The sequence below is a fragment of the Ralstonia soli genome (assembly GCF_023955655.1).
GTDB lineage: Bacteria > Pseudomonadota > Gammaproteobacteria > Burkholderiales > Burkholderiaceae > Ralstonia > Ralstonia soli.
On record NZ_JAMXHT010000006.1, the window covers coordinates 248,241 to 273,196 of the forward strand.

The 24,956-nt window shown below is 65.5% G+C and carries 26 protein-coding genes; 12 read left to right on the forward strand and 14 right to left on the reverse strand.

All coding sequences use genetic code 11. The features are described from left to right. Positions 1-11 precede the first annotated feature (11 nt). Together NG900_RS17095 and NG900_RS17100 are read left to right on the forward strand one after the other, a co-directional pair. A complete protein-coding gene (locus NG900_RS17095; protein ID WP_252682557.1) occupies positions 12-938 on the forward strand; it encodes a DMT family transporter in 927 nt (308 codons plus the stop codon). A 539-nt stretch (positions 939-1,477) separates the two neighbouring features. Then, entirely contained in the window at positions 1,478-2,788 is a 1,311-nt protein-coding gene (locus NG900_RS17100) for a HipA N-terminal domain-containing protein (RefSeq protein ID WP_252682558.1), read from the forward strand. 20 nt (positions 2,789-2,808) lie between these two features. Here the strand turns inward: NG900_RS17100 and NG900_RS17105 are convergent, their stop codons facing one another. After that, positions 2,809-3,084, reverse strand: a complete 276-nt coding sequence (locus NG900_RS17105) for a hypothetical protein (RefSeq protein WP_252682559.1) — start codon at positions 3,082-3,084, stop codon at positions 2,809-2,811. A gap of 202 nt (positions 3,085-3,286) precedes the next feature. Here NG900_RS17105 and NG900_RS17110 point away from each other — a divergent pair, with 202 nt between their 5' ends. Then, a complete protein-coding gene (locus tag NG900_RS17110; RefSeq protein WP_252682560.1) occupies positions 3,287-4,702 on the forward strand; it encodes a M20 family metallopeptidase in 1,416 nt (471 codons plus the stop codon). Between the two features lie 76 nt (positions 4,703-4,778). Next, positions 4,779-5,591, forward strand: coding sequence for a transporter substrate-binding domain-containing protein (locus NG900_RS17115; RefSeq protein WP_252682561.1), 813 nt, complete (start codon positions 4,779-4,781; stop codon positions 5,589-5,591). A 33-nt stretch (positions 5,592-5,624) separates the two neighbouring features. On the opposite strand, the gene NG900_RS17120 is transcribed toward NG900_RS17115, so the two are convergent. Further along, entirely contained in the window at positions 5,625-6,431 is an 807-nt protein-coding gene (locus tag NG900_RS17120; protein ID WP_252682562.1) for a DUF2863 family protein, read from the reverse strand. Positions 6,432-6,840: 409 nt separating this feature from the next. Here NG900_RS17120 and NG900_RS17125 point away from each other — a divergent pair, with 409 nt between their 5' ends. The 5 genes from NG900_RS17125 (at position 6,841) to NG900_RS17145 (ending at position 11,560) form a co-directional block, all read left to right on the forward strand. Beyond that, positions 6,841-7,119: a hypothetical protein gene (locus NG900_RS17125; protein ID WP_252682563.1), complete on the forward strand. Its 279-nt coding sequence runs from the start codon at positions 6,841-6,843 to the stop codon at positions 7,117-7,119. A 250-nt stretch (positions 7,120-7,369) separates the two neighbouring features. Continuing rightward, on the forward strand, positions 7,370-8,587 hold the full coding sequence (locus NG900_RS17130; RefSeq protein ID WP_252682564.1) for a cyclic di-GMP phosphodiesterase: 1,218 nt from the start codon (positions 7,370-7,372) through the stop codon (positions 8,585-8,587). Next, positions 8,569-10,122, forward strand: coding sequence for an ABC transporter permease/substrate-binding protein (locus NG900_RS17135; protein ID WP_252682565.1), 1,554 nt, complete (start codon positions 8,569-8,571; stop codon positions 10,120-10,122). The genes NG900_RS17130 and NG900_RS17135 overlap by 19 nt, the downstream gene beginning before the upstream one ends. A gap of 63 nt (positions 10,123-10,185) precedes the next feature. Next, positions 10,186-10,953: a sulfite exporter TauE/SafE family protein gene (locus tag NG900_RS17140; protein WP_252682566.1), complete on the forward strand. Its 768-nt coding sequence runs from the start codon at positions 10,186-10,188 to the stop codon at positions 10,951-10,953. A gap of 169 nt (positions 10,954-11,122) precedes the next feature. Beyond that, on the forward strand, positions 11,123-11,560 hold the full coding sequence (locus NG900_RS17145) for a hypothetical protein (RefSeq protein ID WP_252682567.1): 438 nt from the start codon (positions 11,123-11,125) through the stop codon (positions 11,558-11,560). A gap of 66 nt (positions 11,561-11,626) precedes the next feature. On the opposite strand, the gene NG900_RS17150 is transcribed toward NG900_RS17145, so the two are convergent. Next, a complete protein-coding gene (locus tag NG900_RS17150; protein ID WP_252682568.1) occupies positions 11,627-13,027 on the reverse strand; it encodes a GntP family permease in 1,401 nt (466 codons plus the stop codon). A gap of 153 nt (positions 13,028-13,180) precedes the next feature. Next, entirely contained in the window at positions 13,181-13,534 is a 354-nt protein-coding gene (locus NG900_RS17155; RefSeq protein WP_252682569.1) for a hypothetical protein, read from the reverse strand. Positions 13,535-13,715: 181 nt separating this feature from the next. On the opposite strand from NG900_RS17155, the gene NG900_RS17160 reads away from it, so the two are divergent. Next, positions 13,716-15,056, forward strand: a complete 1,341-nt coding sequence (locus NG900_RS17160) for an MFS transporter (protein ID WP_252682570.1) — start codon at positions 13,716-13,718, stop codon at positions 15,054-15,056. 36 nt (positions 15,057-15,092) lie between these two features. Here NG900_RS17160 and NG900_RS17165 read toward each other — a convergent pair whose 3' ends face one another. Then, positions 15,093-15,845 carry an oxidoreductase gene (locus tag NG900_RS17165; protein WP_252682571.1) on the reverse strand — a complete coding sequence of 251 codons (753 nt, stop codon included), beginning with the start codon at positions 15,843-15,845 and terminating at the stop codon, positions 15,093-15,095. A gap of 301 nt (positions 15,846-16,146) precedes the next feature. Between NG900_RS17165 and NG900_RS17170 the strand changes: the two genes are divergently transcribed. Then, positions 16,147-16,431 carry an HU family DNA-binding protein gene (locus tag NG900_RS17170; RefSeq protein WP_003272088.1) on the forward strand — a complete coding sequence of 95 codons (285 nt, stop codon included), beginning with the start codon at positions 16,147-16,149 and terminating at the stop codon, positions 16,429-16,431. Between the two features lie 91 nt (positions 16,432-16,522). On the opposite strand, the gene NG900_RS17175 is transcribed toward NG900_RS17170, so the two are convergent. From NG900_RS17175 to NG900_RS17205, 7 genes are all read right to left on the reverse strand, one after another. Further along, positions 16,523-17,101 (reverse strand): HutD/Ves family protein, encoded by a 579-nt coding sequence (locus NG900_RS17175; protein WP_252682572.1) that lies wholly within the window; start codon positions 17,099-17,101, stop codon positions 16,523-16,525. After that, the gene (gene hutG / locus NG900_RS17180; protein WP_252682573.1) at positions 17,098-18,045 is read right to left on the reverse strand and encodes a formimidoylglutamase; all 948 of its coding nucleotides are present in this window, start codon (positions 18,043-18,045) and stop codon (positions 17,098-17,100) included. Before hutG ends, NG900_RS17175 begins: the two co-directional genes overlap by 4 nt. After that, positions 18,042-18,833 carry an amino acid ABC transporter ATP-binding protein gene (locus NG900_RS17185; RefSeq protein WP_289813855.1) on the reverse strand — a complete coding sequence of 264 codons (792 nt, stop codon included), beginning with the start codon at positions 18,831-18,833 and terminating at the stop codon, positions 18,042-18,044. Before NG900_RS17185 ends, hutG begins: the two co-directional genes overlap by 4 nt. Next, positions 18,830-19,498 carry an amino acid ABC transporter permease gene (locus NG900_RS17190; protein WP_252682574.1) on the reverse strand — a complete coding sequence of 223 codons (669 nt, stop codon included), beginning with the start codon at positions 19,496-19,498 and terminating at the stop codon, positions 18,830-18,832. Before NG900_RS17190 ends, NG900_RS17185 begins: the two co-directional genes overlap by 4 nt. A gap of 32 nt (positions 19,499-19,530) precedes the next feature. Next, positions 19,531-20,295, reverse strand: a complete 765-nt coding sequence (locus NG900_RS17195; RefSeq protein ID WP_252682575.1) for a glutamine ABC transporter substrate-binding protein — start codon at positions 20,293-20,295, stop codon at positions 19,531-19,533. 55 nt (positions 20,296-20,350) lie between these two features. After that, entirely contained in the window at positions 20,351-21,121 is a 771-nt protein-coding gene (locus NG900_RS17200; RefSeq protein ID WP_252682576.1) for an IclR family transcriptional regulator, read from the reverse strand. A gap of 110 nt (positions 21,122-21,231) precedes the next feature. Continuing rightward, on the reverse strand, positions 21,232-21,747 hold the full coding sequence (locus NG900_RS17205; protein ID WP_252682577.1) for a hypothetical protein: 516 nt from the start codon (positions 21,745-21,747) through the stop codon (positions 21,232-21,234). A 254-nt stretch (positions 21,748-22,001) separates the two neighbouring features. Here NG900_RS17205 and NG900_RS17210 point away from each other — a divergent pair, with 254 nt between their 5' ends. Then, entirely contained in the window at positions 22,002-22,550 is a 549-nt protein-coding gene (locus tag NG900_RS17210) for an ester cyclase (protein WP_252682578.1), read from the forward strand. 85 nt (positions 22,551-22,635) lie between these two features. On the opposite strand, the gene sodB is transcribed toward NG900_RS17210, so the two are convergent. Then, the gene (sodB, locus tag NG900_RS17215; protein ID WP_252682579.1) at positions 22,636-23,214 is read right to left on the reverse strand and encodes a superoxide dismutase [Fe]; all 579 of its coding nucleotides are present in this window, start codon (positions 23,212-23,214) and stop codon (positions 22,636-22,638) included. 147 nt (positions 23,215-23,361) lie between these two features. Then, a complete protein-coding gene (gene xseA, locus NG900_RS17220; RefSeq protein WP_252682837.1) occupies positions 23,362-24,741 on the reverse strand; it encodes an exodeoxyribonuclease VII large subunit in 1,380 nt (459 codons plus the stop codon). Positions 24,742-24,956: the final 215 nt, after the last annotated feature.

Sequence of the window (24,956 nt, forward strand, 5' to 3'; positions counted from 1 at the left end):
AGACCACCCTCATGCGCCGCTCCGATGTGCTCGAACTCCTAACGCTGGCTGCCCTGTGGGGCGGCTCCTTCCTGTTCATGCGGGTGGCTGCGCCGCCGTTCGGGCCGGTGGCGCTGATCGCGCTGCGCGTGGCGATCGCCTCGTGCTTCCTCGTCCCGATGCTGGCCTGGCGCGGCGGCATGGGCACCCTGCGCGCGCACTGGCCGCATCTGCTGGCCGTGGGCGTCCTCAACTCGGCCATCCCGTTCTGCCTGTTCGCCTATGCCGAACTCACGCTGACGGCGGGCTTCACCTCGGTGCTGAACGCTGCGGCGCCGCTGTTTGCGGCCATCGTCGCGTTTACCTGGCTGGGTGAGCGGATGTCGTCACTGCGCGTGTTGGGATTGGCGATCGGCTTCATCGGCGTGATCGTGCTGGTGGGCGGGTCGTCTGTCATCGATGCAAAACAAGGCGGCGTGGCAGTAGCGGCGGCGCTGTCGGCCACCGTGCTGTACGGCGTGGCCAGCAGCTACACCAAGCGCTTCCTGACCGGCGTTCCACCGCTGGCCGTGGCCACCGGCAGCCAACTGGCCGCCGCCATCGTGCTCGCGCCGCTGGCCTACTGGCTGTGGCCTGCGCAAACGCCCACGGGCAGCGTATGGCTGCACGTGGTCGCCCTGGGCATCGCGTGCACGGGCATCGCCTACATCCTCTTTTTCCGCCTGGTCGCACACGTGGGGCCGACGCGCGCGGTGTCGGTCACGTTTCTGATCCCGGTGTTCGGCGTGCTGTGGGGCATCCTGTTCCTTGGCGAGCAATTGACGCTCAACATGGTGATCGGCTGCGCAGTCATCCTGCTCGGTACGTCGCTCTCGACCGGCGTGCTTGCGCCGGGCAAGAAAGCCAACGCAACCAGCACGACCAACGAGAAGGATTCGCTGCTGCGTTCGGGCCGCTGACCGGCCATGGTGGTGCCGGCAAGCGGGGATGTTCCTTGATGCACGGAAAACCGCTTGAAGCCGACACTTAAATCCGCGCGCGAATCGATTGGCAATGCGCCGCATTCATTGTCGATCTTCACTTTGCGGTACGCTTTTGGCACCAATTCGCGCAACATTGCAAAGGATCGACCCGGGGGCGATAAGCCATCGATTTGTAATGAATACCCGGCCGCACCCAAGCCCATGAAATTTCTTCAATGGCCTCAGCACTGGGCCTTCAGGCCGATTTAGAAAATATTAAAAGCTGAAATAAAAGCAGAAAACATCGGCAGACGCGCACTCGATCTTAATGATCCGATAATCCGATTTGAGAAAATTGCATCATCGAAATCGGATTCCCCCGATGGTTAATCCGATTTTCTTTGTTATGCTCGCCCATCGGTCGATCAGGGGCGTGCAAGGGAATCGCGGCGAGACATCTGCGATACCCGATTGCTGGCGGATCCTCCGCTGCGCGGCCGACTACGCACGCTCCATCAAACACGTTGGATACGCGCATGCTGGACGTCTACCTGAACAAGCATCTGATCGGTCAGCTCTCGTGCGGCCGCAGCGGTTGGGCGTTCGAATACGATGCTCGCTGGCAGACTTCTTCGCAGGGCTTTGACCTGAGCCCGCAGTTGCCGCGCACCGCCGGCACCATCGCCGACACGGCAAAAGCGCAGCCGGTACGCCACTTCTTTGAATACCTCTTGCCCGAAGCGGCACGCAACGCGCCCAAGGCTGCCGCGGCCGCACTGGACCATCTTGCGCGAACAGCGCCCCATCTCGACGGCCCGCTGGCGCTGGTGCCGACAGGCCACAAGCCCGCCGGCGGCCAGGTCGATGGGCTGTCCGAACGCGATCTCGTTCTGCAATTTCAGCAAACCGTCGCACGGCCGCCGCGCACCACGCCGCTACGCGTAGCCGAGCCCCGTGCACGCTATGGCACCGATGTGGCCGCGCAGCCCGACGAAATCCGCCTGCCGTTCCTGGCCTCGAACGGCCTGCCCGTATCGATGTGGCTCGGCCGGTTTTCCGCGCCGGCCAACGCCGCGCAGTCGAGCCACTTCGTGCGGCTGGACCTGGGCGAAGGCGCGCAGCTGCCATACGCCACCATCAACCACTGCTGGGCAACGTTGCTCGGTCGCAGCATCGGACTGGAAACGCCGTTCATCGGCCTGCGCCAGTTTCCGGAGACGGCCGCCGTGGTGCAGCGCCTCGATCGCACCCTGCGCTGCAAAAGCGACGACACCGCGCTCGTGCAGGCGCGTTATGTCGTCTCGGCGGTGCAGCTGCTGGGACTCTCGCCCGAACACCGCTTCCTGCCGATCACCGTCGAGCAGGTCGCGCAATGCGCGCGCCTGTGCGCAGACCCGGCGTCCGCCACCGCCGCGCTGTTCCGCTGGATGGTGTTCTGCCTGCTGATCGGCGGGCGCAATGCCTCGGCGGGCACGCTGCACTTCCACATCGATGCGGATGGCGTCCGCCTGGCTGCGCACGATCACCTCTTTTGCGCGGCGGTCTACGCCAACGAATGGAATGCCGATGCGCTGTCTCCGGACGCACAGGCCCGCTACGACGCCATCGACCAGGACGCGCTGCTTGCCCTGGCCGACCATCTCGGCTACGACGCGAGCCAGGCGCGCCGCGAACTGCTGCGGCTGATCAGCATGCTGGCACCGCAATCGTCGTTCGTGGCGACACATCTGTCGCAGGCGCTGGGACATTCGCCGACACGCGCAGCGGAGATCGACTTCCTCGCGCGCATTCACCGCCATGTGTCCGAGACGGCACGGCGGCTGGGTGGCAAGACGGCGGAAGTCTGAAACGGATGGATTAGGCGGCGCTAAAGCGCGGCCAGGCTGATCGTGCCGTAGTGGACATAGCCGTACGCGGCCAGTGCATCCATGGCCTCGGCCTCGGCCCGCGCGAATGCCAGCGCCAGGGTATCGGGGCTCCCCGCCCCGCTGGCGAAGGCCTGATAGGCGGCAAAGCCCTCGCGTGCCGGCACACCACTGCGATCAAGCACCCGCTGCGCGGCTTCCAGCGCCGCGCGAATCGCCGTCTCCCCGGGCGGGGCATCGCGAAACGCTAGCTGTAGACAGGACGTCGTCGGATTCATCCGCGTTTCGAGGTTCGATTCACTGGAACTGCGCATTGACCCAGTCTAGGAAAGCGCCTATCGAGTGCCAAGCGCGGCGCTCGCCGCGCGCCGCCGACTTGGGGATGCCCCCGGGTGCACATACTGTGAATCGCGTTGCATAATCAGATCGATTGACGAAGCAACGACTTTGTTGACAACACCACAACCACAGGAGACATCGATGATCACGCCCCCGATCCGGTTGAAACGTACGGCGCTCGCCTGGCTGCTGGCCGGCGCGGCCTTGCCCGCGTTTGCGCAGATTCCGTTCAGCCCCGGCGGTGCTTCGTCAACGCAAACGCAAGGCCCGGCGGCCGCGAGCGGCGGGATCGACGTGGCGCAGATCAAACCGGCGGTGGATGCGGCAGTCAACGCCGAATACGGCCAGCTCGATTCGCTCTACAAGGACATCCACGCCCATCCGGAACTCGCCTTCCAGGAAACACGCACCGCCGCCAAGCTGGCCGAGCAGATGCGCAAGATCGGCTTTGATGTGACGGAGCATGTGGGCAAGACCGGGGTGGTGGCGGTGTATCGCAACGGCGCCGGCCCGACGATCCTGGTGCGCACCGAGCTGGACGCGCTGCCCATGGAAGAGAAGACCGGCCTGCCCTACGCGAGTCACGTCCACACCAAATGGCGCGGTGAAGACGTTGGCGTGGCGCACAGCTGCGGGCACGACCTGCACATGGCGTCGTGGGTGGGCACGGCCAAGACACTGGTGTCGCTCAAGGACCGCTGGCACGGCACGCTGGTGTTCGTGGCGCAGCCGGCTGAGGAAACCGTATCCGGCGCGCAGAGCATGATCGACGACGGCTTCTTCAAGCGCTTCCCCAAACCGGATTATGCGTTTGCGCTGCATACGGGCCCGGGGCCATATGGTTCGATCGTCTTCAACAGCGGGCCGATCACGTCCAACTCCGACGGGCTGGAGATCACCTTCAAGGGCCGCGGCGGCCACGGCTCCGCACCGGACAAGACCATCGACCCGGTGATGATGGCCGCGCGCTTCGTGGTCGATCTGCAAAGCGTGATCAGCCGCGAGAAAGACCCGCAGGAATTCGGCGTGGTCAGCATCGGCGCCATCCAGGGGGGCAGCGCCGAGAACATCATCCCCGACAGCGTGTTGTTGCGCGGCACGATCCGCTCGTACAAGCCGGCGGTGCGCCAGAAGATGCTCGACGGCATCCGGCGCACGGCCAAGGCCGTCACCGAAATGTCGGGCGCGCCGGACGCCGAGATCAAGATCACCGAGGGAGGGAAGGCGGTCAACAACGACCCGGCCGTGGTCGCGCGCACCGAGGCGATGTTCAAGACCGCCTTCGGCAACGACCGCGTGCTGCGCGTGCCCCCCATCACGGCCAGCGAAGATTTCTCGGCGTTTGTTGACGCGGGCATCCCGTCGATGTTCTTCTTCATCGGCGTGAATGATCCGCAGACGTTCATGGCCTCGCTCAAACCGGGCGCCAAGCCGCTGCCGACCAATCACTCGCCGCTGTTCGCGCCGGTGCCGGAGCCGTCCATCAAGACCGGGGTGACGGCGATGTCGCTGGCGGTGCTCAATGCGCTGCAGTGGAGCAAGACGTCGGGTCAATAAGCCGGCGCAGACCAACTCAGGCGCGGTGCTACGGCAACCGCGCCTTTTTGCTTGTTTTTTTCAGATGGGGAATGTCATGTTGAATCGCTACCTTCGTGCCGGTGCCTTTGCACTGTGCGCCGCGCTCACCGCGGTCTCAATGCAAGCGCTGGCGCAAACCACCAACCGGCTTGACGAGATCATCGCCCGCGGCACGCTACGTGTCGGCACCACCGGCGACTACAAGCCCTTCAGCTACAAGAACCCTGCCGACGGCCACTTCATCGGCCTGGACGTGGAAATGGGCGAGCGCCTGGCCAAGGCGCTGGGTGTGAAGCTGGAAGTCGTGCCGACCACATGGTCGACGCTGATGCAAGACTTTGCGGCCGACCGCTACGACATCGCCATGAGCGGTGTATCCGTGACGCTGGATCGGCAGAAGAAGGCGTTCTATTCGATTCCGTATCAGCGCGATGGCAAGACGCCGATCACACGCTGCGAGAACCAAGCCAAGTTCCAGACGCTGGCACAGATCGATCAGCCCAGCGTGCGCGCCATCGTCAACCCCGGCGGCACGAACGAGAAGTTCGCGCGCGCCAATCTGAAGCAGGCTCAGATCCGCGTGTATCCGGACAACGTGACGATCTTCAACGAGATCGTTGCCGGCCGTGCCGACCTGATGATGACGGACGCGGTGGAAACCAAGCTGCAGCAGAAGCTGCACCCCGAACTGTGCGCCGTGCACCCGGAAGCGCCGTTCGATTTCTCGGAGAAGGCCTACCTGCTGCCGCGCGACGTGGTGTTCAAGAACTTTGTCGACCAGTGGCTGCGGCAGAGCATGGAGAGCGGCGAATTCGCCAAGCGCTTCGATGCGTGGCTGGCGTATCCATGGAACACCCCGGCCAAGTAAGCAAGCGAGAAGGTCTGCGCTGATCAGCCCCGATCAGTGCAGATTGAGCGGGTCGCCGTGCTGCAGGGCAAGCGCGTCCCGCAGCAGCGCATCGGTCATGTCGCGGCCCAGCAGCGCGGGGTTGAAGCGCGCCGAAAAGCGCGTCGAGCACGACTCGACCTGCAGCACCACCTGGCCCGGCGGCAGCAGTTCGATGTCGACGTGGATGTCTTCCTCGCCTTCGGTAAAGGCGTGCAGGAGCGTGAGCGCGCGATAGCCATCGGCGCGCTCTACGGCAACTTCCGTCCACGACGGCGCCAGCAATGCACAATCGACGAGCGTTTCGGGCTCGTCGGGGCGATACAGGTGCAGGCCCATCATGGTCGACGCCGCATCGGCCACGGCGGACCAATCGTCAGCAGGAATCAGGTCGCCCAGCAGGCGGATATCGTCGACGGCGGCATCGGCCTGCACAAAGGCAGCGCCCAGGAAGAACGCGGTTTCGTCACGAAAACCGCCAGCGGGGGTATTGCGCCACAAGCGGTGGCCGCTCTTGCTGCCAAGCGCTACCTGCGACAGCACCTTGGCCGCGCGCGCGCCATCTGCGCCCGACCATTGCTCCACCGCACCATGCGAGAACAGCCGATCGGCCATCACCAGGCCCACGCCATCGGGTAGCACACGCGCCTCCAGCCACTCAGCCAGAACGTGCACGCCGCTGAACGGCATCTCCGGACGCCCGATCGCATGCGCACGCACGCGGCCGTTTTCCGGCACGTGGAACGGCATGGCAAACAGCCTTGCCTGATACGCGACGCCGTCGATCTCGAAACGGGCGATGGAAGCGGTGGTGATGGACATGGTGGTCTTCCTGCTGCAAGGGGCGGAAAACACCGCCCGTACCTGCATCAACGACCATCCGCACCGAATGTTTAGCCGTCACAGGCCCCGCCCTGAGGAGGGAATTCCCCGAGGGCTGTAATGCAACGCAACAATTCGCGACACCCCGGCCAGGAATTTTCTTAGCGCGGCACCGTCAGACCTTTGCATTAAGGGTTATCCCGCATGGCACATTTCCATGTCAAATCAGTGACTTATGTGCAGATTGCGGTGCTTCGGGCATCACTATTGTTCTTGTTTTTTGAACAAAGAGTTTAATAGAACTGCTTTTTTGGCGCCCAAGCAACGACTAAGCTTATGTCATCGCGTTACCGCACTGCAGCGAATCTGCCTCGGCAGTAACGCTCACCCCCAGACTGTGGAGTTCATCATGAAGACCAAGAACCTGATTCTCGCCTCGCTGATCGCTGTTGCCGCTGTTCCGGCATTCGCCGCCGGCGTGCAAAGCCGTGACCCGTACACCAGCGGCCAGGCCATCACCAAGGCCGACCCGTACACCGATGGTGCCCGTATCACCAAGGCAGATCCTTACACCGACGGCGCGCTGCGCAAGGCTGACCCGTACACCGATGGCCAATTGCGCAAGGCCGATCCGTACACCGACGGCGCGCTGGTCGGCAAGGCTGACCCGTTCACCGACGGCCAATAAGCCACGCGCGTCACCCGTATCATCTCCCTCCTCCGATGCCGCGCGCCCCAATGGCGCCGGTGCCGGCTTACCGAGGCGGCCATCTGGCCGCTTTTTTTTTTGCCTACGCTCGTTGGCGTCACATGGCGAGTCCGGATTTCCCCGCCCTCAAGCGTCGTGGCGTACATCCGATAAACAGGAGTGAATCCACTGGGGGACAGCGCTCCCCTCTGCGAAACGTTTGGCCAAGGACCGATCCCGGACCCTCAACATGCGCAAGCGCATCGCTATCGAACACCTGCGGGTCGGCATGTACCTCGACGAATTTGTCGGCGCATGGCTGGAACACCCGTTCTGGCGCGCCCGCTTTCGCATTGAAGATGCCGCCCAGCTGCAGCGCCTGCGCGCCAGCGGCATTCGCGAAGTGTGGATCGACACCGCTCGCGGGAGCGACGTGGCTGCGGCCAACGCAGCGCCTGCCGTCCCCGAAGCGCCCAACCCGCCCAACCCGCCCGCCTGCGCCGCCAACGCGAGCATCACGCCGCGCCCGGTCTCGCATGCGGAAGCGATGCGCCGCGCTGGCCGCCTCATCAGCAAGGCAGAACTGGCCGTACAGACGATGTTTGCCGACGCGCGCATGGGCCGCGCAATCGAAGCGCGCGACGCACTGCCCCTGGTGGAAGCCATTGCCGGCTCAGTCGACCAACACCCAAGCGCCCTGACCAGCCTGGTGCGCCTGAAAACGAAAGACCGCTACACCTTCCTGCACTCCGTGGCTGTGTGTGCGCTGATGGTGGCGCTGGGCCGCCAGCTCGGACTGTCCGACGACGAAGTGCGCGACGCCGGCCTGGCCGGGCTGCTGCATGACATCGGCAAGATCGCCATTCCGCCCGAGGTGCTGAACAAGCCCGGCGCGCTCACCGATGCGGAATTCCGCCACGTGATCGTCCACCCGCAAGCGGGCTACGACATCCTGGCCGGCGACAGCGGCATGCGCGACATCGCCCTCGACGTCTGCCTGCACCACCACGAGCGCATGGACGGCACCGGTTATCCGCACAAGCTGGCAGGCGAAGGCATCTCTTTGTTTGCACGCATGGGCGCCATCTGCGATGTGTACGACGCGGTCACGTCCGACCGCCCGTATAAAAAAGCGTGGGAAGCGGCCTACGCCATCCAGCGCATGGTCGAGTGGCGCGGCAACCATTTCGACCCGATGGTGTTCAACGCCTTCGTGAAGAGCGTGGGCATCTATCCGGTCGGGTCGCTCGTGCGGCTGCGCTCGGGCCGGCTGGCAGTGGTCATGCAGCATGCGCCGGGCGCGTTGCTCACGCCCACGGTCAAGGTATTCTTCTCGATATCGTCGGGCACACGGATTGCGCCCGAATGCATCGACCTGGCGCACACCGGCGACCAGATCCTCTCCAGAGAAGAACCCCGCGACTGGGGCCTGACCGACCTCAACGAACTTTGGATACACGGCGACTGATCCGTAGTTTTCTCTGCCGGCGCTGCCTGGCATGGCTCGCGCTGGGCTGGCTGGCGTGCAGCACATCGGCATTCGCGGAGCAGCCGTTACGGATTGGCTCCAAACGATTCACCGAGTCGTACGTGCTCGGCGAAATCCTCAAGCAGACCGCTGCGCCGCAGGGCCCGGCCGAACACGTGCCGGGCCTGGGCAACACCGCCATCGTCTTCGCCGCGCTCAAGAACGGCAGCATCGACGTCTACCCCGATTACCTCGGCACCATCGCCGCCGAAATCCTGCACCTGCCGGCCGGGCAAGCGGCCAACCCCAACCAGGCCGCACTGCTGGCTGACGTCAACCACGCGCTTGCCCCCATGGGCCTGGCTGCAGGCGTGCCGCTGGGCTTTGAAGACACCTATGCGCTGGCCATGCGCGACGCCGATGCCGAGCGCGAACACATCCGCACGCTGGCCGATCTCGCCACGCATCCCGCCCTGCGCCTCGGCCTGTCGCACGAATTCCTCGGCCGCGCCGACGGTTGGCCGGCGATTGCGGCGCGCTACAAGCTGCCGCAACGCCCGACCGGCCTCGACCACGGTGTCGCGTATGACGCGCTGCGCGCGGACCAGACCGACGTGATCGACATCTACTCCACCGACGCCAAGATCCGCCGCGAACACCTGCGCGTGCTCGACGACACCGAACACGTCTTCCCGCGCTACGACGCCGTGCTGCTCTATCGCGCCGACGTTGTGCAGCGGCACCCCGCGCAATGGCAGGCCATCACGGCGCTCACGGGCCGCATCCGGGCCGACGACATGATCGCCATGAATGCGGCGGTCGAGCTGGAAGGCAGGTCGTTCGCGCAAGTCGCGCGGCAGTTCCTCGCCGGACAAGGCAACGCACCGGCCGCCACGCCCGCGCGCGCGTTCTTCGCGCAGTTGACCGACGGGCTGGGGCGACTCACGCAACGGCATCTCATGCTGGTGGGCATTTCGACCGGCGTGGCCGTGTTGCTCGGTGTGCCGCTGGGCCTCCTGGCAGCGCGGCGGCCGATCAAGCAGCCGATCCTCGCCGTGGTGGGCGTGCTGCAGACGATTCCGTCGCTGGCGCTGCTGGCCATGCTGATCCCGATCGTCGGATCGATCGGCGTGGTGCCGGCGCTGATTGCACTGGCGGTGTACGCGCTGCTGCCGATCGTGCGCAACACCATCGTCGGGCTGGAACAGGTGCCCGGCGGCCTGCGCGATGCGGCGCTGGCGCTCGGCTTCACGCCAGCGCAGCGCACGCGCGTGGTGGATCTGCCGCTGGCGCTGCCCGTCATCCTCGCGGGCATCAAGACGGCGGCCGTCATCAGCGTGGGCACGGCGACGATCGCCGCGTTCATCGGCGCGGGCGGCTATGGTGAGCGCATCGCCACCGGGCTCGCGCTCAACGACAGCGCGACGCTGCTCGCAGGCGCCATCCCCGCTGCCGTGCTCGCGCTGCTCGTGCAGGGCGCGTTCGAACTGGCGGAATGGTGGCTGCGCCGGCGCAGCGGCACCCCACTCCGGTAGCAAGCGCGGGCCGGGGCGTTCCATTACCATGCGCGCTTATCCCTGCTGCCGCGCACCCCGCTTATGACCACGCTCCCGTTTTCCACCGCCCTGCTCGTCGCGGCGGCCGGCGTTTATGCCGGCGCGCAGAATGCCCTTGCGGGCGGCGGGTCGTTCATCACGTTTCCGGCACTGCTGCTGGCGGGGCTCAACCCGCTGGCCGCGAACATGACCTCGACGATCGCGCTGTTCCCGAGCCAGATCACTTCGTCGATTGCGGGTCGCAAACTGGCCGGCGGCGTGGATGCCGGCGAGCATCACCTCTCGCTCAAGCAGCTCATCGTCATCAGCCTGATCGGCGGTGTGCTGGGCGCGCTGTTGCTGCTGGCGACGCCGCCGTCGTTCTTCGCCAAGCTGGTGCCGTATCTCGTGCTGTTTGCCACCAGCGTGTTCGCATGGGGCAGCTTCCGCCGCAAGCCGCTGCATGCAGCGGCAGGCATGTCGACGACGACGCTGGCAACCATCCAGTTCGCCATCGCGATCTATGGCGGCTACTTCGGCGGGGGGATCGGCTTCCTGATGCTGGCGGCGCTCACCGTGGCGGGCCAGCAGGTGCGCATGGCGGGGGCGACCAAGAACGTGCTCGCCATGACGATGAATGCATCGGCCGTCGCGGTGTTCGCGTTCTCGCCGCAGGTGAACTGGGCGGCGGTGTTGGCGCTGGGCATCGGCGGCATCGCGGGCGGTTTTGCGGGCGCATGGCTGCTGCATCGCCTGCCGGAGAAAGTGCTGCGCGGCTTCGTCGTCATCGTCGGCGTCATCCTGACGGTCTGGCTGTTTGTGCGCGCCTGAGCCGCGCTGCCTGACCTTGGTGTGACGGCGTTTGTCCGACAGACGGTTCAGTCAACGCCGACTGTCTGCCGGGTTGCCGCTTGCCTATTGTGACGTTTGGGACGCCCCCAAGATGGCACGCCGCATGCGTGTCATGGAGTCCGCCCCGTTCACAACAAGGAGAACGAGCATGCAAGCACGCAAGATGTCGAGTCTGGCCGCAGCCATCGCCGTGGCCACCTGCGCGTGGATCGGCGCGGCCCCCGCGCACGCCCAGCAGCAGAAGGACCACAGCGCCGTCACGGGCGTCGACAGCCCGATGGAAGGCCCCCGCACACAGGTGCAGCGCGATGCCGATGCCGCCGAGAATCCCGGCTATCACAACAAGATGGCGGGCGCGCAGCCCCGTGCCACCCCCGGCACGCTCAAGCAGAAAGTCCACCGCGCGCATGTGAAGACCGACAAGTGGGTCGACAAGCACGTCACCCACCGCAAGGGCAATGCAACGGCAGAATCGTCCTCGGACCGCGCCTTCTGGTCACGGCGCGCCAACCAGTGCGATTCATTGGTCGGTGAAGCACAGCGCGTCTGCCGCGACCGCCGCTCGGAAGCGGTGAACGGTCAATAACGCCACGCGCCGCACATCAAAAAGCCACCGGATTGCGGTGGCTTTTTTCATTGCGGCAAATGAGCGTCAGACGATGCCGGTGGCGTAGAACACGCCAATCACGAAGAACACCGCCAGCGTCTTGATGATGGTCACGCAGAACACATCACGATACGCCTCGCGGTGCGTGAGGCCCGTGACGGCCAGCAGCGTGATCACGGCGCCGTTGTGCGGCAGCGTATCCATGCCGCCCGAGGCCATCGACGCCACCCGGTGCAGCACTTCCATCGGAATGCCCGTTGCCTGCGCGGCCTGCACGAACTGGTCGGCCATCGCCGCCAGCGCAATGCTCATGCCGCCCGAAGCGGAGCCGGTGATGCCCGCCAGCGTGCTCACCGTCACGGCTTCATTGACGAGCGGATTCGGAATCGCGCGCAGGCCGTCGGCCAGCACCAGGAAACCCGGCAGCGCGGCAATCACACCACCGAAGCCGTATTCCGACGCGGTGTTCATGGCCGCCAGCAGCGCACCCGCCACGGCCGACTTGCTGCCCTCGGCAAAGCGCCCTTTCACGGCGCGAAAGCCGAACACCAGCACCACGATGATGCCGATCAGCAGCGCAGCCTCCACGGCCCAGATGGCCGTCAGCTTGTCGGCCTCGACCGTCAGCGGCTTGGGCAGACCCGGCAGCGCGACGGTGACGACCTTGCCGTACCACGTCGGAATCCAACGCGTGAACAGCAAGTTCATCACGCCCACCAGCACCAGCGGCGACAGTGCGACGAGCGGGTGTGCGAGCGTGCCGGTCTCGGCCGTTTCCGGTTCGTTCACCAGCTTGGTGAGGCCGTGGTCATAGCCCTGGCCGTTGCGCAATGCCACGCGGCGGCGCCACTCCAGATACGACATGCCCACCACGATGATGAACAGCGCGCCGATCGTGCCGAGCCACGGCGCGGCCCACGAGGTGGTGTGGAAGAACGTGGTCGGGATGATGTTCTGGATCTGCGGCGTGCCCGGCAGCGAATCCATCGTGAAGGAAAACGCGCCCAACGCGATCGTGCCCGGGATCAGGCGCTTGGGGATATTGCCCTGGCGGAACATCTCCGCCGCAAACGGGTACACCGCAAACACCACCACGAACAGCGACACGCCGCCGTACGTCAGCAGCGCGCACACCAGCACGATGGAGAGCATCGCCCGCTTGGCCCCCACCACGCGGATGACCGACGCCACGATCGAGCGCGAAAAGCCCGAGAGCTCGATCACCTTGCCGAACACGGCTCCCAGCAGGAACACCGGGAAATACAGTTTGACGAAGCCGACCATCTTCTCCATGAAGATGCCGGAGAACGCCGGCGCCACGGCAGAAGGATCGGTCAGGAGCACCGCGCCCAGCGCGGCCAGCGGGGCAAATAGGATGACGCTGTAGCCGCGATACGCGGCGAACATCAGAAATGCCAGCGCAGCCAGCACGATGATGACGGACATCGACAATCTCCTCGCAATTCTGTTCTTTTAGGAGCGTGGGATTGTATGTCGCGACGCCGCCGATTCCGTTACGCAATCACGCGTATTGAACTGGCGGACGAACTGGCGTTGCGCCGTGCCGGATGTGGACTTTCGTCATGCGGATGTGACGGGTCAGTGACGATGGCCTCCGCCGCCGTGGCCCCACCCTCCACCTCCCCAACCCCGGCCACCCCAGCCACGCCCGCCCCCGCCGCGGTGGCAGCCCCAGCAACTTCCGCCGCCGATCCACACGCTGCCGAAGACCGGCGCCGGATAGAAGGCCGGGCCATAGTAGTAATACGGGTCGTACGGATACGCCGGATAGCTCGCCACCGGCGCAGGCGCCACCGCTGCGGGGGCGATCGGGTTGCCGTAGGCGTCGTAATACGGCGCGACCACGCAACCGGCCAGCAAGGCGGCGGCGCATACGGCCAGGGCCCCCGGCAGGAAGGTAGCCAGGCGGCCACGTTGCGGTGTCGGGTTCATGATGTGCTCCGTTGGATGCATGTGCATATGCGTTCGACCGTGTTTGCCCGGCTCAATTCCAAGGACTTCGTATACGTGCGCTGTCAATCGTTGCCGGATCACTTACCATGGCCGCTTCGCCACCCCGCGCGGGGGAGAGATCGCGGCTGGCGATGCCCTACACACACTGGAGGACACATCCATGCAAGCCACCGAAGCCACGACAGCGCCCAACCCGGGCGATCGTGCAACGGCGCCGGCCATCTCTGCGGCCACCCGACGCAAGGCCATCATTGCCGCCACCATCGGCAACGGCCTCGAATGGTTCGACTTCACGGTCTACAGCTTCTTCGCCGTCATCATCGCCAAGCTGTTCTTCCCCACCGGCAACGACTTCACCTCGTTCATGCTGACGGTCGCCACGTTCGGCGTGGGCTTCTTCATGCGACCGGTCGGCGCGGTGGTGCTCGGCATCTATGCCGACCGCGTGGGCCGCAAGGCGGCGCTCACGCTCACCATCATGCTGATGGCGCTGGGCACGGCCATCATCGGCCTCGCCCCAACGTACTCGCAGATCGGCATCGGCGCGCCGCTCCTCATCGTCATCGCGCGGCTCATCCAGGGCTTTTCGGCCGGCGGTGAAGTCGGCGGCGCCACGGCGTTCCTCATCGAATACGCACCCGACGAGCGCCGCGGCTACTTCGCGAGCTGGCAGCAGGCGAGCCAGGGCATCTCGTTCATCCTGGGTGCGGCCATGGGCGCGATCGTGACGAACGGCCTGTCGCCCGAGCAGATCGACGCATGGGGCTGGCGCATTCCGTTCCTGTTCGGTCTGCTGATCGGCCCGGTCGGCATGTACATCCGCTCGCACCTGCACGAGCCGCCCGCGTTTGAAGCGCAGAAAGCCAAAGCCGCGAAGGAATCGCGCCTGGCACCGCTGTCGCAGGTGCTGAGCGACCATCCGCGCGAAGTGCTCGGCGGGCTGGGCGTGACCATCCTGTGGACGGTCTGCACCTACACGCTGGTGTTCTACATGCCGACGTATGCCAAGCAGCAGCTCGGCCTGCCGCTGGGCGCGACGTTCCAGTCGACGGCGCTGTGCGGCGCGATCATCTTCGTGCTGTGCCCGCTCATGGGCACGCTGTCCGATCGCGTCGGCCGCAAGCGCATGCTGGGCACGGTGGCGCTCGTCATTGCTGCGGCGGCGTATCCGCTCTTCCATTGGCTGAACGTCAACCCGACCGTGCAGACGCTGCTGCAGGTGCAGGTGATCCTGGGCGTGCTGCTGGCGGCGTTCACGGGCCCGGCGCCGGCGGTCCTGGCCGAGCAGTTCCCGACTGCGGTGCGCTCCACCGGCCTGTCGATTTCGTACAACCTGGCGGTGACGATCTTCGGTGGTTTTGCTCCGCTGATCGTGACTTGGCTGATCGCCAGCACCGGCAGCAAGCTGGCGCCGTCGTACTACGTGATGGTCGCCGCCATCATCAGCGTGTTTGCGCTGGCGCTGATGCACGATCGCACCGGCAAGCCGATCGAGAAGTAATCGCTTGAGGCACCTCAAGCAAGAACGGCCGGTGGCTCACCCCACCGGCCGTTCGTCTTTTGCATCGAGCAACGCGGCGTTTTCGAGCACGCGCACCCCCGGCGCATCGATACGCGCCGCTGTGACCAGCGCCGCCGCCACCGACTCCACCGGCACAGGCCGCCACGTCTTGGGCACCATCCATCCGATTGCGCGCGACAGGTCTTGGGCAACGCGTTCGCCAAACCGGAATTCCGCACGCTTTCCCAGCAGCAGCGAAGGCCGCACCACCGTCACCGACGGAAAGCCGATCGACAGGATTTCCGCCTCCACCTCGCCCTTGCAGCGGTTGTAGAACACGCCGGAGCGCCTATCGGCACCGAGCGCGCTCACCAGCAGGAAATGGTGTGCACCGGCGGCAAATGCGCGTCGAGCGAGCTCCGCCGGATATTCAACATCCACGCGCCGGAATGCCGCCTGCGAGCCGGCCCGGCGAATGGTCGTACCGAGCGCGCAGATGACGATGTCGGCCGCCAGCGCAGACCGGGTTTCGGGCGCATCGAGCCGGTCGAAATCGATCACGCGTTCGCGCAAGCGGCCCGGCGTCGCCTGCCCTGGTGTCAGCGCGCCGGGCCGGCGCACGAGCGCGGTCACGCTGCCGGCCCACGGTTGCGCCACCAGGCGGCGTACCACGGCGCGGCCGACCAGGCCGTTGGCGCCCACCACCAGCACGGCGGGACCGCGAAGCTGCTCGGGCGCATCGCCATTGGCTGCGAAGCCTTGTGCGACAGGCGTTTGCGAACTCGACATGATGTTCTCCATGAGGTTTGCACCAGCCCCAAAAACACAGTGTACGGCGACTGGCCGGCCGATTTTCGGCCAGGCCAGCGGCGTGTTTCCGGCGCGCGAAAGGCTGCCGGAAATGCAAACAAACCGCGTCGATATCAGGTGTTTCCCGGATACCTGCCCGCAAACCCAGGCGGGACAAGTGTCGGCTGCAAGCAACGGCCCGCAAACCCTTGCAGGTAGGGGATGTGCAACCTTTCACAACGGTGATATAAAACGGGTCGCAGTACAACGCTGTCCAACAAACCTGAAGTGGGGAACTGACATGACGACCAAATCCGAACTCGTAGCCGCCATTGCAAAAGACGCAGAACTGAGCAACGCCGCCGCCGAGCGCGCGCTGAACTCGGCGCTGGAAAACATCAAGAAGACTGTCGCCAAGGGCGGCACCATCACGCTGGTTGGCTTCGGTTCGTTCTCGTCGGGCAAGCGTGCTGCACGCACCGGCCGCAACCCGCGCACCGGCGAAGCCATCAAGATCCCGGCAACCAAGACCGTGAAGTTCACGGCTGGCAAGGGCTTCAAGGACGCCGTGAACAAGAAGAAGTAAGCGTCTTCTACCGCGCTCTACGGAGCCGGGAGACTTGCAAGGGACCCTCCGGGGTCCCTTTTCTTTTGGTGCATTGAAATCGGCTGCCGGCCTACGCCACCGGCCACATGCCGACGAGATAACCAGTCGAGCCGATGTGGGCAACCAGCGTGTCGTGCCCGCTTGGCGCATCCAGCCAGAGCGAAGCACCTTGCTCGACGTCGACCGTGCCAACCGTCAGCACACCCTGCACGCAATACACCAGCCATTGCATGCCAGGATGCTCGCACGGCAATGCGCGCCGCTCACCGGCCGCCGGCGCAATCCTCTCGGCGTGATGCGCCCAGGTGCTACGCCGCGTCATCACGTTGAAATCGCTCAGCGGCGCATCGAGCGTGGCATGCACATCGACCTCGCCGGGAAAACGCGCGGGTGCCTCGCCCGGGGCGAGCGTCACGGTTTTGCCGTCCGCACGATGCATCGTCAGTGGCCCGCCCGCGATCACTGCCAGCGAGCGATCAATGCCCGCAAAGCGCGAGAACGGCCCCGCCGCATCCACCCGCGCGGTGCTGATGCGCCAGTCGAAATTGTCCAGCGTGGCGCCTGCGGGGGCGATGGCGATTTCGGTGGTGACACCGCCGCCGTTCTTCCACGGCATGCGGCGCATGGCCTCTGCGGGGATCAGTTTCATGAGCGGCGCAGCAAGTGATAGGCCAGACGCGCCGCCACGCGCACGGTGCGGCGGTCCAGATCGTATTCGGGGTTGGTCTCGGCGATGTCCGCCACGCGCACCTTGCCCGTCGCGCACACGTGCTGCACCAGCGCTTCGAGCACCGGCAGCGTGATGCCATACGCGGCGGGTGCCGACACACCGGGCGCCACGGCCGCCGCCAGCACATCCATGTCGATGGTCAGGTAGACGTGATCCACATCGGCCAGCCACGCGGTCAGATCCGCCATGCGCGCGTCGAGGTGGCGCTCCTGCACATCGGTGTCCTCCACGTAGTGCGCATGCAGCGCATCGGCGCGGTCGAACAGCGCAGGCGTGTTGGACAGGCGGCTCACACCCAGGCAGCAATACGTCAAGTCGATGCCGTGCGCGGCGCAGTCTTCGGCGATCTGGTCGAACGGCGTGCCGGAGTTACCGGGGCGGCTCGTGCGCAGGTCGAAATGCGCGTCGAAGTTGACGATGGCCAGGCGCCCTTTCCAGCCCTGCTTCTGCCAGTGCTGGCGCAACCCCTGGTACGTGCCGAACGCAACTTCGTGGCCACCGCCAAGCACCACCGGACGCGCACCGGCATCGAGCAGGCGGAAGACCGCTTTGCCAAGTGCGGTCTGGGCGCGTTCCAGGTCGGCGTCATCGCACGTCACGTCGCCGGCGTCGGCCAAGTGCGCGAGGCCGTGTGCGGGCACGTTGGCCAGCGCACGGCGGATCTCACGCGGACCTTGCGCCGCGCCGGCGCGGCCGTGGTTGCGCACCACGCCCGCATCGCACGCAAAACCGAGCACGGCGGGCGCGCCCGACAGGCTCATCGCATCGGCCGGCTGCACGATCTGGAACAGCCGTGTCACATCACCGCGCTCGCCCGTGTCGTCACGGCCTTGCCAGATGGAAGCATCGAACATCGTGGTCATGCGCGTGTCAGCACCGCTTGCAGGAACGACCGCGTGCGCGCTTCCTTGGGCTCGCCGAAGATGACCGACGGCGGGCCGGCTTCGACGATGCCGCCACCGTCCATCACCACGACCACGTCGGCCACTTCACGCGCAAAGCCCATCTCGTGCGTGACGACCAGCATCGTCATACCTTCCTTGGCGAGCAGCTTCATCACCTGCAGCACCTCGCCGACGAGTTCGGGGTCGAGCGCAGACGTCGGCTCGTCGAACAGCATCACCTTGGGCTGCATCGCCAAGGCGCGCGCAATCGCCACACGCTGCTTCTGGCCGCCGGAGAGGCTCGCAGGCATCGCATCGGCCTTGTGCGCCAGGCCCACCTTCTGCAGCAGTTCACGCGCTTCGGTTTCCGCCTCGCTCTTCGACTTGCCGCGCAGCATGCGCGGGCCGATGGTGACGTTGTGCAGCACCGAAAGATGCGGAAACAGGTTGAACGACTGGAACACCATGCCGACCTGCTGGCGCAGGTGGTTCAGGTCGCTCTCGGGCAGCATCGTGCCGTTGTCGATCAACCGCTTGCCGCAGATGTCGATGGTGCCGCCTTCCGGCACTTCCAGGCCGTTGCAGCAGCGCAGGAACGTACTTTTGCCCGAGCCGCTGGGGCCGATCACCACCACCACCTGCGAGGCGTCGACTTCGAAGTCGATGCCCTTGAGCACGGTGTGATCGCCATACGATTTGGTCAGGCCGCGAATCTGGATCATCGGCACATCGAGTGCCGATTTGAGTGTTTGCGGGTTCACGTTCATTGCACCATGCCTCCCGCACGGATGTTGCGTTCAAGCCGATGCAGCAGGTAGCTGGCGGCGCTCGTGAGCACCAGATACACCAGCGCAATCGCCAGATACACCTCCAGCGAGCGATACGACACGCTGATGATCTTTTGCCCCTCGTGCATCAGGTCGTGAATGGTGAGCAGCGACACCAGCGCGGAGTTCTTGATGAGCGCGATGAACTCGTTGCCCAGCGGCGGGATCATCCGCACCACGGCCTGCGGCAGGATGATCGCGCGCATCGCCTGCCCCGACGACATGCCGATCGAGCGCGCGGCTTCCATCTGCCCGCGGTCAACCGACTGGATCGCGCCGCGCACGATTTCCGACACATACGCGCCCGAATACACGCCCAGCCCCAGCACGCCGCACACGAAGGCCGGCAGCAGGATGTCGAACTGCGGCAGCCCGAAGAACAGCAGGAAGAGCTGCACCAGCAGCGGCGTGCCGCGGATGAACGTGACGTACACCGTGCAGATGCCGTAGATGAAGCGCCGGCGCGGATTCAGCCGGCCGATGCCGACCAACAGGCCCAGTACGCAACCGAGCATCAGCGCGACGGCGGTCACTTCCACGGTGACAAGCGCACCGTGGAGAATGTCCGTCCACCCCGCCCAGACAGGAGAAAAATCCAGTTCCATATGTGAATAAACCCAGGCGTGTCCGTCGGTTGTTACTTGGCGTCGGGGCCAAACCACTTCTTGAGGATCTGGGCGTAGGTGCCGTCCGCCTTGATCTTCTCGAGCGCGGCGTTCAGCGCCTTGGTCAGTTCGGGCTGGTCGCGGCGCACGGCGATGCCGTATTCCTCGGTGGTCAGCGCGGGTTCGACCAGACGCAGACCGGGGCGCATCTTCACGTAGTACGCGGCAGCGGGGCGGCCGGTGACCGCCGCATCGGCGCGGCCGATCTCAACGAGGTTGAACATCTGCTCGTTCTTCTCGACTTCCACGCGCTCGACCTTCGGATAGTTTTCCTTCAGGTAGTTGACCGACTTGGTGCCCACCTGCACGCTCACCTTCTTGCCGTTCAGGTCGGCCGGGGTCTTGATGGCCGTGTTGCCCTGCTTGACCAGCGCGACCAGGCCGCCGTGGTAGTACGGCACCGTGAAGTCCACCACCTTCTTGCGCTCTTCCGTGATGTAGATGCCCGAGATGGCCACGTCGAAGCGGCGGGAGATCAGGCCCGGCACGAGGCCCTTGAAGTCGATGTCGGTCCACTCGACCGGGCGGCCCATGGTGCGGGCCAGCGCTTCGATCAGGTCCACATCAAAGCCGGTGCGCTTGCCGTTTTCGACAAACTCCATCGGCGCGAATGTGGCATCGGTGGCCACGCGCAGCGGCTCGCCCGCAGCGTGCGCAGCGGTGGCGAAAGACGCCGCAGCAGACAGCGCCACGGCACAAGCCAGCATCGAATGCATGAAACGACGGCGATTCCCCATGAGTGGTCTCCTTGTGTGGTGCATGTGGGGTGGAAAAAACGAATGAATCAATGAATCAGATGTCCTGCAGCCGCGCCGAAATGGACGCGGCCGCAGCCACGGTCATGTCGATCAGGCGCTGCTCCTTGCCGCGCACGCGCGTGGCAGGCGCCATCAAGGTGATCGAGCCGAGCGCATGGCCGGGCAGCCGAAACACGGGCACGCTCACGCCCCAGACGCCGGGATCGACTTCGCCTTCGGAGAGTGCGTAGCCGGCAGCGCGGATCTCAGTCAGTTCGGTTTGCAGTTGCGCCTGGCTGTCGGCATCGACGGCCAGCAAATCGGCGAGGATGGCGCGTGCCGCAGCGGGCGGCATGAACGCGAGCAATGATTTGGCCGACGCGCCGGCCAGCAGTGGCACGCCGCGCCCCTTCTCGAACGAGCAGCGCAGCGACTGCTGGCTCTCGACCATCTCCAGGCACACGGCCTGGTCCTTGACGGCCACCACCAGCCCGACCGATTCGCCCGACTCGGCCACCAGCTTGGCCATGCCGATGCGCGCTTCCTGCACGAGGTGCGAGGCGTGGTCAAAGCCGAGCGCGAGCTGCAGGCTGATCGGCCCCGGCGCGTAGGTGCCGGCCGATTCGAGCACGAAGCCCCAGCGCTTGAGCATCGCCACCTGGCGGTACAGCGTGCTCTGCGGCAAGCCGGTCAGCTCGACCAGCTCACGCGCCGCAATCGGGCGGCCGTGGCGCGCGATGGTCGCGAGCACCATCAGCACGCGGTCCGAACCGCTGGTCGCGGCGGCGGATTGTGCTGGCGAATGTGCCAAACGCGGCTCGGTCATCGCAAAGCTCCGTGGCGTGAATGTGCGACGGAGAATGCGATGGTTTTCTCAATTGAGCAACGTCCAATTCCCAATTAATGAGAATCCGCATACGAATTCAGTATTTACACCTAGGACGCCTTCATCACATTCCAGCGCTCCGCGTCCAACCGGGTTTCCAGGAACGCGACCACAGCGTGGGCGGAAGCCTCGCTGCGGCAGGTGGTGAGCGCGGCATACAGCGGCGCGGCCAGGCCATTGAGGAACTCCAGCGGCGCCTCCGGCCCCTCCTCGAGGTAACGCTGCAGCGCAGAGAACGCGCCCGCCTGGCTCAGGCGCCAATCGGCAATCGATGCCTGCCGCACGTGGCGGGCAACCTGCGTGGCCGGTGCGGGTTTCGGTGCCGCCACAGGCTTGGGTTCCACCTTCACGGGCGCGCGGCTTGCCGCGTAGCCATCGGCCAGCAGGCGTGCGAGGTCTTCGGTGTCGGGGCCGGCGCTGCTCAATTGCGCGAGGATTTCCGCCGCCGAGCGCTCGCCATTGATCAGCAGCAGGATCGCCCGCTGCCGATGCGTGACGTGCCCGCTGCGCGCCTGCAACTCCTGCGTGCCGCGCTCCGTGCGCGACAGGATGTGGCTCAGGTCCATCGTCTCCCCCTCTTTGGTTTTATCTGACGGTTGGATGAAGGGGCAGTCTAGAAAAACGCGGTGCGGTGCAGGCGATTCGAGCGCCGCCGGTCGCGGCATATCGACTATCACGTGCACGGCATTGCGTTTGCGTGAGCAGCCCGCAGCGGAACCCATCATCAAATCCCGATTGAAACCGGATCGACTCACAGGCGCTTTATCGTGTCCGGCTGGAAATCTACAGTGCAGCGCATCGCCAACCCACGGAGTCCACCATGCCCATCCGCCCCACCGCCATTCGCCCTGTCCTGCTGGCCACGGCGGTACTGGCGTTGCTGAGCGCACTGCCCGCCTTCGCCGCCACAGCGGATACCGACCTCATTCGCGCTGACCACGTCGCCGCGCCCGACACGCCGCAGGCCGCTGCTGCCGTGCTGGCCGCGCGCCGCTACGCCACCTTCTGGCATACCGGTGATGCACGCTACGCGACGGCGGCGCTGTCGCCGCAGTTTGTCGACCGCACGCTGCCCGCCGGGCGGGCACAGGGCCCGCAAGGTCCGCTCGATGCATCCAGGGCGTTCCGCGCGGCCGTGCCTGATATGCGCGTGGAAGTCGAAGACATGGTCGTCGCCGGCGACCGCGTGTCGGTTCACCTGCGGTTTCGCGGGCACTTCACCGGCGAGTTCGGCCGCACGCACGGACAGAACCAGCCGATCGACTTCCAGGCCTTCGACCTGTATCGCATTGCCGACGGCAAGATCGCCGAAAACTGGCATCTGGAAGACAACCAGACGCTGCTGCGGCAGATGGGCTTGCAACCGTGAGGCCAAGTTGGCCGCACCGCTGCGCACGCGCATAAAAAAACCTCCGCATCGCGGAGGTTTTTTTGGTTCGCCAGAGCGACTCGCTTTAGGCGAAGTTCTTCGCGACGAAGTCCCAGTTGACCAGGTTCCAGAACGCCTCGACGTACTTCGGACGGGCGTTGCGGTAGTCGATGTAGTAGGCGTGTTCCCACACGTCGCAGGTCAGCAGTGCCTTGGCATCGGTCGTGAGCGGCGTAGCGGCGTTGGAGGTCGACACCAGATCCAGCGAACCGTCGGCCTTCTTCACCAGCCAGGCCCAGCCCGAACCGAACGTGCCGATGGCCGTCTTGGTGAACTCTTCCTTGAACTTGTCGAAGCTGCCCCACTTGGCGTTGATGGCGTCAGCCAGGGCGCCGGTCGGAGCGCCGCCGCCTTGCGGCTTCAGGCCGTTCCAGTAGAACGTGTGGTTCCAGACCTGTGCGGCGTTGTTGAAGATGCCGCCCGAGGACTTCTTGACGATGTCTTCCAGGCTCAGGTTCTCGAACTCCGTACCCTTGATCAGGTTGTTCAGGTTCGTGACGTAGGTCTGGTGATGCTTGCCGTAGTGGAACTCCAGCGTTTCCTTGGAGATGCTCGGGGCCAGGGCGTCGAGTGCGTACGGCAGCGGGGGGAGCGTGTGTTCCATTGTTCTTGCCTTCTGTGGGTTGCGTAGGTTGGGAGCGACGATTGTAGGAGAGTTGTAAAACTGGCGCAAACCACATACCGATTAGTCGGAATACCTGCGAAACCGATACGGAATCGCAGGAATCGCCGTGATGGGGTCATGCGCCGGTCACAGTTCGAGCTTGGGTTGGACCTGGGCGATTTCGATGTCGACCGTACCTTGCGCCAGCCGGGCCTCAATGCGCGCACGGGCATGCAGCGCGTGCGGGTCGCGGATGGCGTGGCCACGGGCATCAAGCAGCACCGCATAGCCGCGCTCCAGCGTGCGTTGTGGCGCCAGCAGCTCGAGGCCGGTGTGCTGGCGTGCCAGCCGGTCCTGCGCGCGAGCCAAGGTGTCACGCATGGCGCGTGCCAGCGCGGCCTCGGTACGTTGCACGCTGACGCGTTCCTGTGTGATATCCGGGCGGGCGGCGGTCAGGCGCATCGCCAGCAGCCGCTGCACGTGCTCGGCGCGCTGCACACGGCCAGTCAGGGCGAAGCGCAAACGGCCCGCCAGATGGGCGAGTTGCGTGCGGCGCTCACGCATCTGGGCCTGCGGGCTGCGCAGGCGGCGCGCCAGCCAGTCGACCGTTTGCGCGCGACGGTCCAGCTGGCGGCGGAACTGCGCGGAGAGCGCGTCCCAGTCGCGTGCCACATCGCGCAGCATGCGGGCGCGGTCGGGGCTGACAAGCTCGGCGGCGGCAGTGGGCGTGGGCGCGCGCACGTCGGCCACAAAATCGACGATGGTCACGTCGGTCTCGTGCCCGACACCCGCCACGACGGGAATCTCCGAAGCTGCCACCGCACGCGCGACCGGCTCTTCGTTGAACGCCCACAGGTCTTCAATGCTGCCGCCGCCCCGGCACAGGATGACGACGTCGACCTCTGCCCGGGCATTGACCCTATCGAGCATCGCGGCGATGCGCTCCGACGCCCCCGCGCCCTGCACGGGCACGGGATACACCACCACCGGCACATGCGGCGCACGCCGGCGCAGCGTGGTCAGCACGTCGCGCAAGGCCGCCGCCTGCAGTGACGTCACCACGCCGATCGCACGCGGGTGGCGTGGCAGCGGCCGCTTGCGGCCGGCATCGAACAGCCCTTGCGCCTCCAGTGCGGCCTTCAGCCGCAGGAAGGCCTCATACAGATTGCCCAGGCCGGCACGGCGGATGGCCTCAACGCTCAGTTGCAGCTCGCCGCGCGCCTCGTACAGCGTCACCAGCGCACGCACCTCGACGGCCTCGCCTTCACGCGGGGTGAAATCGGCGTACTGGTTACGGCCCTTGAACATCACGCAGCGAATCTGCGCGCCCGCATCCTTGAGCGAGAAATACCAGTGGCCACTCGCCGCGCGCGTGAAGTTGGAAATTTCGCCGCGCACCCAGCCCAGCGGGAAGTTGCGTTCGAGCAGCCCGGCAATACGGCGGTTGACGTCGCTGACGGTCAGCACGTCCTGCGCGCTTCGGCCTGGTGCAGGCGGCGCCTCAGGCGCAGGTGCGGGGGCATCCATCCAGAACGGTCGGCGGGAAGACGGCGGCGAGGTCATATAAGTGGTGCACGGGGCGCAAAACGAGGGGGCTTCGGGTCGACATCTACCTTGAATAGGGGAGCTAACTCAGGCGGAGTGGGCGACCTGTCCACAGCATAAACGGGTTGTCAAGCTTGACAGAGTGGGGGTGACTCGCTCTCTGCATTTTGCCGCAACCCATTGATTCTTATGATAAA

What these genes read in the sequence shown, in the direction of transcription:
- NG900_RS17095 (WP_252682557.1), top strand. Translation starts at nt 12, where the DNA reads ATGCGCCGCTCCGATGTGCTCGAACTCCTAACGCTGGCTGCCCTGTGG.
- NG900_RS17100 (WP_252682558.1), top strand. Translation starts at nt 1,478, where the DNA reads ATGCTGGACGTCTACCTGAACAAGCATCTGATCGGTCAGCTCTCGTGC.
- NG900_RS17105 (WP_252682559.1), bottom strand. Translation starts at nt 3,084, where the DNA reads ATGAATCCGACGACGTCCTGTCTACAGCTAGCGTTTCGCGATGCCCCG.
- NG900_RS17110 (WP_252682560.1), top strand. Translation starts at nt 3,287, where the DNA reads ATGATCACGCCCCCGATCCGGTTGAAACGTACGGCGCTCGCCTGGCTG.
- NG900_RS17115 (WP_252682561.1), top strand. Translation starts at nt 4,779, where the DNA reads ATGTTGAATCGCTACCTTCGTGCCGGTGCCTTTGCACTGTGCGCCGCG.
- NG900_RS17120 (WP_252682562.1), bottom strand. Translation starts at nt 6,431, where the DNA reads ATGTCCATCACCACCGCTTCCATCGCCCGTTTCGAGATCGACGGCGTC.
- NG900_RS17125 (WP_252682563.1), top strand. Translation starts at nt 6,841, where the DNA reads ATGAAGACCAAGAACCTGATTCTCGCCTCGCTGATCGCTGTTGCCGCT.
- NG900_RS17130 (WP_252682564.1), top strand. Translation starts at nt 7,370, where the DNA reads ATGCGCAAGCGCATCGCTATCGAACACCTGCGGGTCGGCATGTACCTC.
- NG900_RS17140 (WP_252682566.1), top strand. Translation starts at nt 10,186, where the DNA reads ATGACCACGCTCCCGTTTTCCACCGCCCTGCTCGTCGCGGCGGCCGGC.
- NG900_RS17145 (WP_252682567.1), top strand. Translation starts at nt 11,123, where the DNA reads ATGCAAGCACGCAAGATGTCGAGTCTGGCCGCAGCCATCGCCGTGGCC.
- NG900_RS17150 (WP_252682568.1), bottom strand. Translation starts at nt 13,027, where the DNA reads ATGTCCGTCATCATCGTGCTGGCTGCGCTGGCATTTCTGATGTTCGCC.
- NG900_RS17155 (WP_252682569.1), bottom strand. Translation starts at nt 13,534, where the DNA reads ATGAACCCGACACCGCAACGTGGCCGCCTGGCTACCTTCCTGCCGGGG.
- NG900_RS17160 (WP_252682570.1), top strand. Translation starts at nt 13,716, where the DNA reads ATGCAAGCCACCGAAGCCACGACAGCGCCCAACCCGGGCGATCGTGCA.
- NG900_RS17165 (WP_252682571.1), bottom strand. Translation starts at nt 15,845, where the DNA reads ATGTCGAGTTCGCAAACGCCTGTCGCACAAGGCTTCGCAGCCAATGGC.
- NG900_RS17170 (WP_003272088.1), top strand. Translation starts at nt 16,147, where the DNA reads ATGACGACCAAATCCGAACTCGTAGCCGCCATTGCAAAAGACGCAGAA.
- NG900_RS17175 (WP_252682572.1), bottom strand. Translation starts at nt 17,101, where the DNA reads ATGAAACTGATCCCCGCAGAGGCCATGCGCCGCATGCCGTGGAAGAAC.
- hutG (WP_252682573.1), bottom strand. Translation starts at nt 18,045, where the DNA reads ATGACCACGATGTTCGATGCTTCCATCTGGCAAGGCCGTGACGACACG.
- NG900_RS17185 (WP_289813855.1), bottom strand. Translation starts at nt 18,833, where the DNA reads ATGAACGTGAACCCGCAAACACTCAAATCGGCACTCGATGTGCCGATG.
- NG900_RS17190 (WP_252682574.1), bottom strand. Translation starts at nt 19,498, where the DNA reads ATGGAACTGGATTTTTCTCCTGTCTGGGCGGGGTGGACGGACATTCTC.
- NG900_RS17195 (WP_252682575.1), bottom strand. Translation starts at nt 20,295, where the DNA reads ATGGGGAATCGCCGTCGTTTCATGCATTCGATGCTGGCTTGTGCCGTG.
- NG900_RS17200 (WP_252682576.1), bottom strand. Translation starts at nt 21,121, where the DNA reads ATGACCGAGCCGCGTTTGGCACATTCGCCAGCACAATCCGCCGCCGCG.
- NG900_RS17205 (WP_252682577.1), bottom strand. Translation starts at nt 21,747, where the DNA reads ATGGACCTGAGCCACATCCTGTCGCGCACGGAGCGCGGCACGCAGGAG.
- NG900_RS17210 (WP_252682578.1), top strand. Translation starts at nt 22,002, where the DNA reads ATGCCCATCCGCCCCACCGCCATTCGCCCTGTCCTGCTGGCCACGGCG.
- sodB (WP_252682579.1), bottom strand. Translation starts at nt 23,214, where the DNA reads ATGGAACACACGCTCCCCCCGCTGCCGTACGCACTCGACGCCCTGGCC.
- xseA (WP_252682837.1), bottom strand. Translation starts at nt 24,741, where the DNA reads ATGGATGCCCCCGCACCTGCGCCTGAGGCGCCGCCTGCACCAGGCCGA.